12 protein-coding genes, 1 tRNA gene and 1 pseudogene are annotated in these 14,660 nt (G+C 63.2%); 9 read left to right on the forward strand and 5 right to left on the reverse strand.

Annotation, left to right across the window (positions count from 1 at the left end; all coding sequences use genetic code 11):
* Window positions 1-55 precede the first annotated feature (55 nt).
* Window positions 56-958, forward strand: coding sequence for a transcriptional regulator GcvA (gene gcvA, locus MOK15_RS02185; RefSeq protein ID WP_242930098.1), 903 nt, complete (start codon window positions 56-58; stop codon window positions 956-958).
* Window positions 959-977: 19 nt separating this feature from the next.
* Here the strand turns inward: gcvA and MOK15_RS02190 are convergent, their stop codons facing one another.
* Window positions 978-1,976, reverse strand: a complete 999-nt coding sequence (locus tag MOK15_RS02190) for an SPOR domain-containing protein (RefSeq protein WP_242930099.1) — start codon at window positions 1,974-1,976, stop codon at window positions 978-980.
* A 188-nt stretch (window positions 1,977-2,164) separates the two neighbouring features.
* Between MOK15_RS02190 and MOK15_RS02195 the strand changes: the two genes are divergently transcribed.
* From MOK15_RS02195 to MOK15_RS02225, 7 genes are all read left to right on the forward strand, one after another.
* Complete coding sequence (locus MOK15_RS02195) at window positions 2,165-2,884, forward strand: ParA family protein (RefSeq protein WP_242930100.1); 720 nt, start codon at window positions 2,165-2,167, stop codon at window positions 2,882-2,884.
* A 14-nt stretch (window positions 2,885-2,898) separates the two neighbouring features.
* A complete protein-coding gene (locus tag MOK15_RS02200) occupies window positions 2,899-3,405 on the forward strand; it encodes a hypothetical protein (protein WP_242930101.1) in 507 nt (168 codons plus the stop codon).
* Window positions 3,406-3,425: 20 nt separating this feature from the next.
* Entirely contained in the window at window positions 3,426-4,718 is a 1,293-nt protein-coding gene (locus MOK15_RS02205; RefSeq protein WP_242930102.1) for an SPOR domain-containing protein, read from the forward strand.
* 97 nt (window positions 4,719-4,815) lie between these two features.
* Window positions 4,816-5,943, forward strand: a complete 1,128-nt coding sequence (locus MOK15_RS02210; RefSeq protein ID WP_242930103.1) for an MBL fold metallo-hydrolase — start codon at window positions 4,816-4,818, stop codon at window positions 5,941-5,943.
* A 254-nt stretch (window positions 5,944-6,197) separates the two neighbouring features.
* Window positions 6,198-6,431, forward strand: coding sequence for a hypothetical protein (locus MOK15_RS02215; RefSeq protein WP_242932605.1), 234 nt, complete (start codon window positions 6,198-6,200; stop codon window positions 6,429-6,431).
* A 279-nt stretch (window positions 6,432-6,710) separates the two neighbouring features.
* Window positions 6,711-9,260 (forward strand): TonB-dependent receptor, encoded by a 2,550-nt coding sequence (locus tag MOK15_RS02220; RefSeq protein ID WP_242930104.1) that lies wholly within the window; start codon window positions 6,711-6,713, stop codon window positions 9,258-9,260.
* A gap of 16 nt (window positions 9,261-9,276) precedes the next feature.
* Window positions 9,277-10,488 (forward strand): histidine-type phosphatase, encoded by a 1,212-nt coding sequence (locus MOK15_RS02225; protein ID WP_242930105.1) that lies wholly within the window; start codon window positions 9,277-9,279, stop codon window positions 10,486-10,488.
* A 122-nt stretch (window positions 10,489-10,610) separates the two neighbouring features.
* On the opposite strand, the gene istB is transcribed toward MOK15_RS02225, so the two are convergent.
* Together istB and istA are read right to left on the reverse strand one after the other, a co-directional pair.
* Window positions 10,611-11,417 (reverse strand): IS21-like element helper ATPase IstB, encoded by an 807-nt coding sequence (gene istB, locus MOK15_RS02230; RefSeq protein ID WP_242930106.1) that lies wholly within the window; start codon window positions 11,415-11,417, stop codon window positions 10,611-10,613.
* On the reverse strand, window positions 11,407-12,930 hold the full coding sequence (gene istA / locus MOK15_RS02235; protein WP_242930107.1) for an IS21 family transposase: 1,524 nt from the start codon (window positions 12,928-12,930) through the stop codon (window positions 11,407-11,409). Before istA ends, istB begins: the two co-directional genes overlap by 11 nt.
* Window positions 12,931-13,039: 109 nt before the next feature.
* Here istA and MOK15_RS02240 point away from each other — a divergent pair.
* A pseudogene (locus MOK15_RS02240) lies at window positions 13,040-13,354 on the forward strand (integrase core domain-containing protein); the annotation flags it as partial.
* Between the two features lie 218 nt (window positions 13,355-13,572).
* Here MOK15_RS02240 and MOK15_RS02245 read toward each other — a convergent pair.
* Window positions 13,573-13,647, reverse strand: a tRNA-Asn gene (locus MOK15_RS02245).
* A gap of 115 nt (window positions 13,648-13,762) precedes the next feature.
* A complete protein-coding gene (locus MOK15_RS02250) occupies window positions 13,763-14,419 on the reverse strand; it encodes a DUF3313 domain-containing protein (protein WP_242930108.1) in 657 nt (218 codons plus the stop codon).
* Window positions 14,420-14,660: the final 241 nt, after the last annotated feature.

Raw genomic sequence — 14,660 nt, forward strand, 5'->3', positions numbered from 1 at the left:
AAGATAGAAAGGATTTTCAAAATGGCTAGCTATCATCAGTTGATGCGAGTTTGGAATGAGTTCTGTCCGCAAATGGTTGCCGCCGATGAGCGCGCTGACGGCTTTCGAGGCGGCGGTGCGCCATGGCGGCTTTTCCCGCGCCGGGGAGGAGATCGGCCTGACCCAGAGCGCGGTCAGCCGTCAGATCGCCGGGCTGGAGGATATGCTGCAGACGACCCTGTTCGACCGGATTGGACGGCGGGTGCGTCTGAATGAAGCGGGGCGGGCCTATGCCGAAGAACTGCTGCCCGCGCTCGACCGCATCCGCCGTGCGACGGCGCGCGCGTCGGCCCGGCCGTCGCAGACTGCGCTCAGGGTCGCGACTTTGCCCAGTTTCGGAATGCGCTGGCTGGCGCCGCGCCTGCCGCAACTGACCGCGCGCCATCCCGACCTGGTGATCGACTTTGCCGCGCGCTCACAACCCTTTGACTTCGGGCATGAAGATTTCGATGCAGCTGTCCACTTCGGTGTCGCGCAGGATTGGCCGGGGGTGGCCATGGACTTCCTGTTCCGCGAGGAAGCGGTGCCGGTCTGCGCGCCCGGTTGGCTGGCGACGCATCCGCTGCGCGAACCGGCCGACCTGCTGCATGTGCCGTTGCTCAGCCAGACTTCGCGTCGGGACGCCTGGGCGCGCTGGCTGACGGCGGCGGGGGTGGAGGCTTCGGGGCTGGCGCCGGGTCCGGCCTTCGAACATTTCCTGATGCTGGCGCAGGCGTCAGCGGCGGGTGCCGGGGTGGCGCTGATCCCCAGCTTCCTGGTCCAGCCGGAACTGGAGGCGGGAACTTTGGTCATCCCCTTCGCCCGGCCGATGTCGACCGAGCAGGCCTATTATCTGGTCTACCCGCCCGACGCGCTCGCCAGCCCGGCGGTAGCGCAGTTCCGGGATTGGATACTGGAGCAGGCGGGGTTGTCCAGATAACTACGACCCGTTGGGGAGTTCAAATCTTCTTCGGTATACAGTCTGCGCCTGCGGCCTTGATGCGGGTGCATAGTCGTTCGGCGTCGCCGCTGCTGGCGATGGGTCCGGCCTGAAGGCGGGTGATGGCGCCGGTTTTCACAAGGAAGAGGTGATAGGTGGACAGGCCACTGACCTTGCCGGTCAGGCGGCTCCACAGCGCGCGGGCATTGCCTTCCTCGCCGAAGGCGCCGAGCTGCACGCGCCAGTTGCCCGATGCGACCGGCTTGGGCGGGGCGGCGGCGACCTGAGGCGCGGGCCTTGGCGGCGCGGGTTGCGCTGTCGCCGGTTTTGGCGCGGCTGGAGGCTGAGATGGCGTCGAAGGTGGGAGGGCCGCCGTGCGCACCGGCGCCGGGGTGGTGCGGACGGGGGCGGGGTCGCTTGCCGCAAAACCGGCGTTCTTCCCCTGCTGCTCCATATTGGCGGCCAAGGCGAGGCCCTGTCTGCGCTGGTCCTCCGGGATATATTTGTCCATCTGGGTCAGGCTGGTCGAAGCCTGGGAGAGGCCCTGTGCCGCGGCCCGGCTCATCAGCGCGTAGGCGCGGACCCAATCCTTGCCGACCAGGTCGCCGTTGAACAGGGCAGTGCCGACGATATATTGCGCACGCGGCTCGCCCCGCATCGATGCGTGCTGTAGATAAGGCATGGCCCCGGCGCGGTCGCCCTGCTGGAACATCAGCAGGCCCAGATTATCCTCCGCGCGCATATGGCCTTGCGCGGCGGCCTTGCGATACCAGTCCATCGCGATGCTGAGGTCGGGCTGAACCCCGCGACCCAGCTTGTAGGCCTGACCCATATTGAACTGCGCATCGGGATCGCCACTGTCGGCCAGGGGCCGCCATTCACCGATCGCCTTGGCATAGTCGCCCTGTTGCCAGGCATCGACGCCCGTCTTCACATTGGCCAGAACCGGTCCCGACAGGCTCAGCACGGTCAGGCCCAGCAGGGCGCCGGCGGCCATGGTCCCCCAGTTATGCTTCATATTCCATGCTCCTGCTGCAATAGCGTGCGGCTGCTATGGCGGAACAAGGTTAAAGTCCGATTAGCATAGTGCGGGACGAGACGTCCCTGCCTGTTCTGCTCGTCGCGACGGCGGCAAGCCGGTTAACCGAATTTTAGGTGCGTGCATGGCAATCCCCGGCGGAACTGGATTTTCCTTGGGGGATATGCGTGCGGATATTGGCGTTGGCATCGCAGAAGGGCGGGTCGGGCAAGACCACCCTGTCGGGGCATCTGGCGGTGCAGGCCCAGCGCGCTGGCGCCGGTCCCGTCGTGCTGATCGACATCGATCCGCAGGGGTCGCTCGCCGACTGGTGGAATGAGCGGGAGGCGGAATTTCCCGCCTTCGCCCAGACCACAGTCGCGCGGCTGGCCGCCGACCTTGAAATTCTGCGCCAACAGGGTTTCAAGCTGGCGGTGATCGACACCCCGCCCGCCATCACCATGGCGATCCAGAGCGTGATTTCGGTGTCCGAGCTGATCGTCGTGCCGACCAGGCCCAGCCCGCACGACCTGCGCGCCGTGGGCGCCACGGTCGACCTGTGCGAGCGCGCAGGCAAGCCGCTGATCTTCGTCGTCAACGCCGCCACGCCCAAGGCGCGCATCACGTCCGAAGCTGCCGTAGCCCTGTCGCAGCATGGCACGGTCGCACCGGTGACGCTGCACCACCGCACCGATTTCGCCGCATCGATGATCGATGGCCGCACCGTGATGGAGGTCGATCCCAAAGGCCGCTCCGCCGGGGAGGTCGAGGCGCTCTGGTCCTATGTGTCGGACCGGCTGGAGAAGAATTTCCGCCGCACGGTCTTTTCCGTGCCCCATGGCAGCGTGGGCACCGTTGCCACACGTCCCGCCGGTGGTGGCTTCGGCCGCCGCGTGATCGGCCAGTAAGGGAGAGCATCGTCATGGCCGAACCCAAGCCGCTCGCATCGCTCACCTCCGGCCTGCTCGCCCGCAAGGGCGCGGCCCAGCCCGCCATGCGCCGTCCCATGCTCGGTTTCGGCCGTGGGGCGATCCCGCAGGATGATCTGGGCTGGAATGATATGGGCTTCGATGTCCAACCCGAACCCGTGCCGGTCGCACAGCCACCCGTCGCCATCGGCCTGACGCCGATGGGCGTCGTCGCCTCCGCGAATGTGCCGCCCGTTGTCGTGGAGCGCGCGGAACTGGCTGAACGGATCGGCGCCACGCAGGAACGCGCTACACCCGCGGCTCTACCGGCGCGCGGCCGTAAGGCCGCCTTCACGTTGCGGCTGGATGCCGAGCGCCATCTCAAGTTGCGGCTGGCGAGCGCGCTGACCGGCCGTTCGGCGCAGCAGATAGTGACGCAGGCGCTCGACGAATTTCTGGGCAACCTGCCGGATGTGGATCGGCTGACCCAGCAGTTGCCGCAAATACGCGGCGACGTGTGAACGAGAAGGGGGCTAGGCATATGAACCGCAAGACGTTCGGCGCGGCGGCGCTGTCCTCGCTGCTGGTCGCCACCACTATGGTCGGGTGCACCGGTGCAGCTTTCCGGCCGTCCGCTTCACTGTCCCAGCCGAAGGGCGATCCGGCCAAACTCGCCGCGACCGCCGGCAAGGCGCTGGCCGATCATGATGCGGCCAAGGCGGTAGAGGCGGCCGAGGGCGCCGTTCGGCTGGCGCCGCAAAATGGCGAATATCGGCAGATATTGGGTCGCGCCTATGTGCTGGCGGGGCGCTTCGCTTCAGCCGAAACGGCGCTGTCCGACGCATTCGCGCTGGGCAGCACCGATGCGCGCACTATCGTCAGCCTGGCGCTGGTGCAGGTGGCGCAGGGTCGCCCCGACGCCGCGCGCAGCCTGCTTGCCACCCATACCGATACCGTGCCCGCGTCCGATTATGGGCTGGCCATAGCCATGGCTGGCGATGCGGACGAAGGCGTGCATATCCTGTCCGAAGCGATTCACGATCCGTCGGCGACCGCGCGCACGCGCCAGAATCTGGCCTATGCCTATGCGCTGTCCGGCCGCTGGAAGGATGCGCGCCTGCTGGTGGGCATGGACCTTGATCCGCAGACCGCGAACAGGCGCATCACCGATTGGGCGCAGATCGCCAAACCGTCGCTGGCGCCGCAGCGCGTCGCCGCGCTGATGGGGGTGACGATCAGCGCGGCCGATCAGGGGCAGCCCGCCATGCTGGCGCTTGCCGCTCCTGCCGCCAATCCGGTGGAGATGGCCGCCGCCCCTGAGCCCGCCCCGCTGCCAGCTGCCGGACCGGTGCAGCTTGCCGTGGCTGCGGCGGAGCCTGTGACGCAAGCTGCGCCCGCACGCATCATGCGCCGCGACTTCATCGTTGAAGAGCATGGCCGCAGAGCGGTCCCGGCGGCGCGTGTTCATGCACCGGCGCAGGTGGCGCGCGCGCACCAGATCGCCTTCATCAAGCCGGTCGGCAACGCCAGCAACTGGGTGGTCCAACTGGGCGCGTATGACAGTGCGGCGATCGCCAGGGAAAAATGGATGGGGATGGCAGGGCGCAATGCGTCGTTTGCGGCCTTCCCGGTCCTGACCAGCCAGGCGAGAGTCAACGGCAAGCTCTATCACCGTCTGGCGGTCAGCGGCTTTGCCAGCCGCGCCGATGCCGTGTCGGCCTGTGGTGTGATCCGGTCGCAGCAGAGGCAGTGCTTTGTGCGCGAAACCGCGCCAGGCGCAACGCCGCAACGCTGGGCCGTAGCGTCGCGCGGACGCCAGTCCGCCTCGCGCTGAACCTGCTATCCGCCGCAGCCCACGTCCGCTTCGCTCATGCCATAGTCGGCGGCGGGCATAATCCCCTCGCGCGGCTGTTTGCAACGCGATAGGCTGGATGGGCGCAAAGGGAGGCGGCATGGGGATCATCGGGACAAAGGTGAATGGCTGGACGGGGCTATGCGCCTTGGCGGTGGTGCTGGCGCTGACCGCGGGCTGCGCCAGCCGGACCCATACGCCACGTTCGCGCGAATATTATCGGGGGCCGGTTTCCAGTCACTTCGACGGCGAACGCTTCTTCAATCCGGACGGGGAATCCGGCACGGGTGGCGCGCAGCACGATGGGCGGAAGAATTTCCTGGAAATCGCGCTGGGCAAGGCGGGCCATCATGACTGGCCGAAATCCGTTCCGGTGCATCAGACCGTTCCGCCCCGCCATGTCCAAGGCGACGATTTGCGCGTGACATGGATCGGCCATGCGACAAGCCTGATCCAGACGCAGGGGGTGAATATCCTGATCGATCCCGTCTGGGCGTGGCGGGATTCTCCGGTCCAGTTGGTGGGGCCCAGACGGGTTCGCGAACCAGGCGTAAAGCTGGAGGATTTGCCGCCCATTGACGCCATCCTCATCAGTCATAACCATTATGACCATCTCGATATCGATGCGCTCAAATTCCTCGTCCGGCGGGACAAGGCGCGGATCATCACGGGTCTCGGCAACGACAAGCTGCTATCCTATCACGGGCTGGAGGCCTGGGCGGGGGACTGGGGCAGCGTCGCCCCGCTCAAGCCGGGGATCGATATTATATTGACCCGCGCGCATCACTGGAGCGCGCACTGGATCGACGACAGGGACCGGTCGCTTTGGGTGGGGTTCCGCATCACCCTGCCGGGCGGGGACATATATTATGCGGGCGATACCGGTCCCGGCGACATGCAATGGGCGCCGGAAGCCAAGGGCGCTTCGCCGGTACGGCTCGCTCTGCTGCCGATCGGCCCCTATAAGATGACCGGGCCGCAGACCGGCAATCATATCCTGCCCGAAGAGGCTGTTGCGGCGTTCGGTCAGCTCAATGCCGCCTATGCGCTGGGCGTTCACTGGGGCACGTTCGAACTGGGGGGAGAGCCGATCGACGATCCCCCGCTACGACTGCGCGCAGCGATGGAGGCTCGGCATCTCGACCCGTTCCGCTTTCGCACGCTCGATGCCGGTGAGAGCTGGATGGTCCCCGCCCTAAGCCGGTGAAGACGGACTGAGCCTGCGGTTTCTCCGGCGTCAGCAACCAACGCAGAGGACCGGCAAAGATCGTGCCGGGGTGAAAGTCGCGCCCCGGTTCTTTCGCGGATCGAATGTCCATCGCTGATCCATCGAGGCTCCATCGATGCCAGTCACCTGGAATGGATCATCCATTGAGGGAAGAAGTCATGACGGTCCACGGAACATCGAATGCGGCGCTATGGAACAGTGCGGCGGAGCAGGCGCAGCGCGATGACGAGCCGATGGAGCGAGACTGGGGTTTCGTTCGCCCCTTCCTGTTCGGCTTCGCGGTTGCGAGCTGGATCATTCTGCTTTCGGGCTGCTCGCTGGTCACGTTGCCGGTCAAGGCCACCAGCAAGGCCGTGGATTGGAGCACCACCAGCCGAAACGAAGCCGACCGCAATCGCGGCCGGGAAATGCGCAAGCAGGACGAAGCCTATGCACGCTGTATGCGCGAACGGGCGGGGAATTGCTGAGAGTCGGAATATACTTGAGCGAAGCCCCGCCCGGCGGCGGACGCCGTGATGGCCGCGTTCGGTCATGGTGTCCGCCAGTTGAACATCCGCTTTGGGCTGTTGTGCGATCACGGCCAAGCGGCCGAGGCACCATCTTACCCCCCGAAAATGCACCCGGAACCTGTCCAAATTCTAACCGCAACATGAATTCGGCGTAATGTTTCGGATGCTGAACATTCGTTGCGCAATATTGTCACATATGCGTTCCAACGGCGGCCCTGTACATAAACGGGGCCAACGATGTTGCTCACCATTTCCACTGTTTCGACCCGATCGCTGTATCTGTCGCGCACGGCTATCGCGACCCTGGCGATCTGCTTGTCAGTCTCCGCACACGCCCAGGCCAGCGATGCCGACGGCGGCGACCAGTCCGCCATCATCGTGACCGGCGCGCGCCAGGCCCAGCGCGATGCGATCGCGGAGAAGATGGCGGCGGACAACACGGTGGAGACGCTGCGCGCCAATGATGTCGGCAAGCTGCCTGACCAGAATGTCGCCGAAGCGGTGAAACGCCTGCCCGGCCTGTCGGTGGCCAACGACCAGGGTGAAGGGCGCTATGTCATCATCCGCGGCATCGATCCCAATCTCATCAACGTCACGCTGAACGGCCAGACATTGCCTGCACCCGAACCGGCTGGCCGGGTCGTCAAGCTGGACGACCTGCCGTCGGCGATGATCCAGGCGATCACCGTCACCAAGTCGCTGCTCTCCAGCCAGGACGCCAATGCGGTGGGCGGCGAGGTGAATATCCGCACCAAGACGGCGTTCGACAATGCCAGGCCTTTCTTCCTCGACGCGCGGGCGTCGAGCGGCGTTTATGGTCTCAACCGGAAATTTCCCTATGAAATGGACGGCACGATCGGCGGTCGCTTCGGTGCCGACGAGCAGTTCGGCGCGGTGGTATCGGTCAACTATTCCAACCGCCCGATCGAGTCCGAGAATTTCCAGGGATCGGAGGATTACAGCCATGGGGGCATTCCCGACGGCAACGGGCTGCGCGACTATAATCTGACCCGTACGCGACTGGGCATCGTCGGCAATTTCGATTGGCATCCGAGCGATGCGGTGAAGCTGTACCTGCGCACCAGCTATTCGAAGTTCGAGGATCATGAGACGCGCGACCAGAATCGTCTGGCGATCACCGACTATGCCAGCGATCCGCTGGCGGGCACAGCGACCATGCTGATCCGCCGCCGTGAGGAGAATGACAACACCAAGTCGGCAACCCTGGGCGGCGAATTCGATGTTGCAGGTGGCAAGCTGGAGATGTCGGGCGGCTGGACCAAGGCGGTGAAGGAAGACCCGCTGCGCAGCGAATTCACCTTCACCAGCAAGAAGGGGAGCGTCGCGATCGATTATGACGCGAGCACCTATCCCTATACGCTGGTGCCGACCGGATCATCGGCCGGGCTGTTCACCACGCCGTCGCTGTTCACGCTCAGCAAATATAATCTGGAACAGCGCTACGCCTATGAGCAACTGTGGCAGGGCCGCGCCGATTACGAGCATCCGATCGCCATCGGCGACGACAGTGCGATCAAGGTCGGCGTCAAATATCTCGATCGCCACAAGAGCAACGACCAGAACAAGACCGACTATAAGAATGGCAGCACGGTTTTCAATGCGTCCTCGGTCGCCTATCAGGGTGACAGCGATTTCTATGATGGCCTGTTCGGCTTCGGCAACCGCATCGACTATTGGGCGGCGCGCGCCTATGCGGCGGCCAATCCGTCGGTCCTGAAGATCGACGCGGCCGGTACGCTCTCCGACAGTCTGTCGAGCGACTATGACGTCACCGAATCCATTACGGCGGGCTATGCCATGGCGACGCTGAAATTCGGCGGGTTGGCCCTGATCCCCGGCGTCCGGGTCGAACATACGGTGGATCATAGCAAGGCGAAGATCGTCGATGCCAATTCGACGCTGGATGACGATTATAACAGCTTCGGCCACACCAGTTATACCGACGTCTTTCCGGGCCTGAACGCGAAGTTCGCGGTCAATCCGAGCCTGTTCCTGCGCGGCGCGGTGACCACCTCGATCGGCCGACCCAACTATGCCAGCCTCGCGCCCTATGTCGTGGTCGAGGATGATACGGTGCCGAATATCTCGATCGGCAATACCGGCCTCAAGCCTTACAAGGCGGTCAATTATGACGCCTCGATCGAATTTTATCCCAACAAGGACAGCCTGTTCAGCGCGGGCTTCTTCCACAAGGATATCGACAATCCGATCTACGACTATTCGCAGCGCCTGACTAACGTCACCTATGGTAATGTCGACTATGCGACCGCCGACGTGTCGCAGCCGGTCAATGCCGACAGCGAGACGCTGACCGGGGTGGAACTCAACGCCCAGACCCAGTTCACCTTCCTGCCCGGTCTGCTGAGCGGCTTTGGACTGTCCGCCAACTATACCCATATCTGGGGCCATGCGACCGCTTCGGCGATCCGGTCGGGCAATATCCCGCTCTTCTACCAGTCGTCCAATGTGGGCAATGTCCAGTTGTTCTACGAGAAATATAATCTCGCGGTCCGCCTGGCCTTCAACTATCGGTCGGCCTATCTGGACGCGCTCGGCAGCGATGCGGGCACTGACGAATATACCGACGGCAATGGCCAGCTCGACCTGCACGCCAGCTATCAGGTCACGCCGCATTTCTCGCTGTTCACCGACATCAGCAACCTGACCGATGCGCCCTGGCGGCGTTATATCGGCAGCAAGCTCGATTTGATTGAACGCGAACATTATGGCGCGCAATATCGTCTTGGTGTGCAGTTGCACTTCTAGGTTGGGATGGACGGATATGCGCGGAACGATCGCGGGACTATTGCTGGCCACGATGGCCGTTTCGCCCGTTGTTGTGGCCGACGCCCCGCCAGGCCTGACCGTGGACCGGGCCGTGCTGCTGATGCGGCACGGCGTGCGCCCCCCGACCAAGGCGCCCGCCATGCCGGCGGGTGTCGCGGCGCAGGGCTGGCCCGACTGGCCGGTCAATCCCGGCTGGTTGACGCCCCATGGCGCCGATGCGATCGGCCGGATCGCGGCATGGGATGGCGGCCGCCTGCGCAGCCTGGGCCTGTTGCCCGCCAAAGGATGTCCGGCTGCCGATACGGTCCGGGTGATCGCCGACAGCGACCAGCGGACCATCGCGACGGCTGATCGCTGGATCGCCGCTGTCGCGCCCGGCTGCCGCGTGCGTAACGAGCACAAGCCACAGGACGCAGAAGACCCGTTGTTCAACGCGATCGGTGCGGGGCTGGCGTCCTATGATCCGGCCAGGGTCAATGCCGCCGTGGCGGCGGCCGTCGGGCCGGGTGGCATCGCCGCCCTCGATGCGCGCTATCGGCCGCTGCTGACCCGGCTGGACGTTATATTATGCGGTTCGGCGAAAAGCGCGTGCGGCGTGAGCAAGCAGGCCAGCGCCATCTCTCCGGCCGCTCCCGGCCAGCGGCCAAAATTGTCGGGCGCGCTCGATCGGGCTTCCACCGCGTCCCAGATATTGCTGCTGGAATATGCCGAGGGGAAGGCTGCGTCGCAGGTTGGCTGGGGCCGCGCCAAACCGGCGGATATCACGGCATTGTCGGCCTTTCACGCGCTTGAATTCGCGCTGATGGCCCGCCCGGTCCCTGTCGCTTCGGCCAGCCTCGCCGGTCTGGCGCCGCTCATTCGTCAGGGCCTGACCGGACCGGTGCGGGTCACGCTGATTTCGGGCCATGACACCAATGTCGCCAATCTGGGCGGCCTGCTGGACATCCACTGGCGGGTGCCGGGCCTTGCCGCCGACGATCCCGCGCCCGGCGGCGCCATCGTGATCGAGCGGCTGCGCGATACGCGCGGCGCGCTCTATGTCCGGGCGCTCTACCGGTCGCAGACGCTGGAGCAGATGCGCAGCGCGGCATCGCTGGCGAAGGACGCGCCCTATGCGGCGGTGCTGCCCATTCCCGGCTGCGCGGCACTGGGGAAGCAGGGCCTGTGCACTCTTGCCGATTTTGAACGAAAGCTCTCAATCTCCTGATAGGGTAGCGAAGATAGTGGCTCCCCTAGTGGGAGCCATTTCGAACTATTTTAGGTTCCCAACTGTTGATTTCCACTGAGAAGTGACCCGGGTTTTCCATCGAGAAGTGACCCGTCTGCGGATTATGTTTCGGGTGTCATGGGCGGGTCAACCCGTGGTTTTCTCCTTTCGGTTCTGATCTGCTTGGCAGAGCTGTTTTTGAAGCGGAAGCTATCGTTGCCGGTCTCCAGGATGTGGCAATGATGGGTAAGCCGATCGAGAAGCGCCGTGGTCATTTTGGCGTCGCCGAACACGGTGGCCCATTCGCTGAAGCTGAGGTTTGTGGTGATGATGACGCTGGTGCGCTCGTAGAGTTTGCTCAGCAGATGGAAGAGCAGCGCGCCCCCTGAAGCACTGAACGGCAGATATCCAAGCTCATCCAGGATAACGAGATCAGAGTGCAGGAGGCGATTGGCGATCTGACCGGCCTTGCCCTGTGCTTTTTCCTGCTCGAGCGCATTGACCAGTTCGACCGTCGAGAAGAAGCGGACGCGCTTTCGATGATGTTCGATGGCCTGGATGCCCAGCGCCGTTGCCACATGGCTCTTGCCGGTGCCAGGACCGCCGACCAGCACGATATTGTCGGCGATGTCGATGAAGTCGCAGCGATGCAACTGACGCACCAGAGCTTCATTGACCTCGCTACTGGTAAAGTCGAAGCCGGCCAGATCGCGATAGACAGGGAAGCGCGCGATCTTAAGCTGATAGGCCACAGATCGAACCTCCCGTTCTGCTGTCTCGGCTTTGAGCAACTGGGAGAGGATCGGAATGGCGGCTTCGAAGGCTGGAGATCCCTGTTCCATGAGATCGGTGACGGCCTGCGCCATGCCATGCATCTTGAGGCTGCGGAGCATGACGACGATGGCGCCGCTGGCAGGGTCATGACGCATGACGCTTCTCCTTGCGCAGATCATCATAGCGTTCGACATTGGCCATCGGCTCGCTGACCAGCTTGAGCGCCTGGGGCGCCGTCACCGGCGGCGTGGAGATCGGTTTTCCGTCGACCAGCCTGTAGAGCAGATTGAGGATATGGGTCTTGGTCGGAACGCCAGCCTCCAGCGCCATGGTGACCGCCGTCAACACCAGTTGCTCATTATGATGAAGAACCAGCGCCAGTATTTCGACCATTTCCCTGTCGCCGCCAGGATTGCGCAACAGATGTCGCTGCAGACGCTGGAACGCATCGGGTAGCTCAAGGAAGGGCGCACCGTTGCGCAGGGCGCCGGGCTTGCGCTGCACGACCGCCAGATAATGGCGCCAGTCATAAACCGTATGACCTGGACCGTCGTGAGAGCGGTTGATGATGCGCTGATGCGTGCAGATTGGCTGTCCCTCGGCGACGACCTGGAAGCGATCAGGATAGACGCGCAGGCTGACAGTGCGATTGGCGAAAGAGGCCGGTACGCTGTAGCGATTGCGCTCAAAGTGGATGAGGCAGGTCGGCGATACCCGTTTGCGATATTCCACAAAACCATCGAAGGGCCTGCCCGCAACCATCAGACACTCAGATTCATCGGCCCAGGCATTGGCAACCGATCCGGGTTCGATCCCGTGAGGGATGTCCTCCCATAACGCCTTGCAGCGCTCCTCCAGCCACAGGTTCAGCGCATCAAGGCTCTCGGCCTGCGGCGTTGGTTGCCACAGACGGTGCCGCGCATCCTGGACATTCTTCTCGACCTGCCCCTTTTCCCATCCCGCAGCCGGGTTACAGAACTCAGCTTCGAACAGATAGTGGCTGACCATCGTCAGGAAGCGTGCGTTGACGGTGCGTTTCTTGCCACGCCCGACCTTGTCGACGGCAGTGCGCATATTGTCATAGATACCCCGGCGCGGCACGCCGCCCAGCACGCGGAAGGCGTGATTATGGGCGTCGAACAGCATCTCATGGGTTTGCAGAAGGTAGGCACGCACGATGAATGCCCGGCTGTAACTGAGCTTGAAATGCGCGACCTGCAGCTTGGTCCGAACCCCGGCGATGATTGCCCAGTCCTCGCTCCAATCAAACTGAAAAGCTTCCCCCGGCGCGAACGATAGGGGCACGAATGTCCCACGCCCGCCAATCTGTTGCTGGCGCCGATAATCTTCGCGCCAGTCCCGAGCAAAAGCGGCAACCCGGTTGTAGGATCCTTCATAGCCCAGGCTCACCAGATCGGCGTGAAACTGCTTGATCGTGCGCTTCTGCTTGCGCGATCGGCCCATCTCGCGCCGCAGCCAGGCCGCCAGATGCTCAGCAAATGGGTCCAGTTTGCTTGGTCGATCGGGCACCTTGAACCGCGGATCGATCGTCTCGGACCGCAAATATTTGCGGATCGTGTTGCGTGATAGTCCGGTGCGCCGCGCTATCTCCCGGATCGGTAGATGATCGCGAAAATGCCAGCGCCGGATAACGCTTAATAACGCCATGTCCAACACTCCATATACCCTCGCTTGTCAAAGCCAGGGACGAGTTCAACATGGGTCAATTCTCAGTGGAAATTTACGCCCTACCCGGGTCACTTCTCAGTGGAAATCAACAGACAGGGGCGTGCAATACCTCGCCATGAACTACACCCAGCGCCTGGCGGAGGCCAACCTCGTGCCCTCGGTCGGCAGCGTCGGCGACAGTTACGACAATGCTTTGGCCGAGACGATCAATGGCCTTTACAAGGCCGAGGTCATCTGGCGCCAGCGGTCCTGGCCAAGCGCATCGGCGGTGGAAATGGCGACGCTGAGCTGGGTCGACTGGTACAACAACCATCGCCTTTTCGGCCCGCTCGGCTACATCCCACCCGCCGAGGCCGAAGCTAACTACTATGCGGCCATTGAGACCCTCGATATGGCTGCCTGAGTCAAACTGCACAGCCTCCAGAAAACCCGGGACGCTTCAACCTACAATCGCAAAGTGGCAAAAATTCCGCTTTGAATCTGTTGGTTTCGAACAGCACTTGGGCAAACGGACAACTGTCGGTCGCGTTCCGAGAACCGTTTGATATGCTTGAGAAAATGTCGCTTGGAGCTTCAGTGTCCGAGCCACCGGCAGGGCCGGGCGGCTCGGACAATTCTGAATGGCTCCCCGAGTAGGATTCGAACCTACGGCCATTCGATTAACAGTCGAATGCTCTACCGCTGAGCTATCGGGGAGCGGCCCGGCTCTCGCCGGGCAGGCTGCGCCTATAGCAGCGGCTTTTCGGATATGGCAAGGGCCTCGCGCGTCGCCCGTTCCAAAAAAGATCGGACGGCGCCGGGGCTTTGTTACCTAATCATGCGGTGATCCGACCACGAGTTTTTCCCGCAGTTCGACAGCGCCTTTGCGGATGCCGGTCATCGGCGCCTTCAGCGCTCCGAAACTGGCGCCGACATTCATGGCGTTGGGAAATTGCTTCGTGATTTCCGAAAGAAGCAGTTCGCCGTTGGTGCTGTCATAGATTTCCACGGCGTAGATGACCGATCCGGTCATCGTCCCTTCCTTGCCGCGAATGCCCTGAAAAGCATTATAGGAACCGCCGGCAAGATCGAACCGGGACAATGGCCCCAGCACGGATTTGGTGGGCGTTGCGCCCGTCAATGTGAGATGGATGCGCAGGGTCGCGGGGGCAGGGCGATCGACGATCTCGAAATCCCGCCCCAGTTCCTGCGTGAACTGATCCTCCATATAGCTGGCGAGTTGTTCGCGGTCCTCGACCGACAATTTGTGGAACTGGGCGTCGGCGCCATCATAGATTTCGACCGGGTCGATGATGACCTTGTAATAGCGGCGCCAATTGACGTCGGCCGCGAAGCGATACGGGACATGGGCGGCGTCCTTTTCATCGCTTGGACGCAGGACGGTGGACGACGCCAGCCCGCGATAGGCCAGCGGTTGCGGGCTGGCGCATCCCGCCAGTCCGAGGCTGTACAGGAAGATCGCCCCCATGGTTGCGAGGGATGTCCGGGGGAAGGGGGATGCCATATTTTGCTCCAATGCAGCGGCCAATGCCTGGGCCTTTGGAATCAGGCCCTGATCGCCAGAGCATCCACTTTGCGATGGAGCGCCAATGCGGCATTGATGGACGTTCGATGGAGAGGGAAAGGTGGCCGCAGGGCGGACACCGATCCTCCCGGATTCCTCCATCATCGCTCCATGCACTTATGGTTGGCATTGCAGCAGGCCCGGT

The organism is Sphingobium sp. BYY-5 (assembly GCF_022758885.1).
GTDB lineage: Bacteria > Pseudomonadota > Alphaproteobacteria > Sphingomonadales > Sphingomonadaceae > Sphingobium.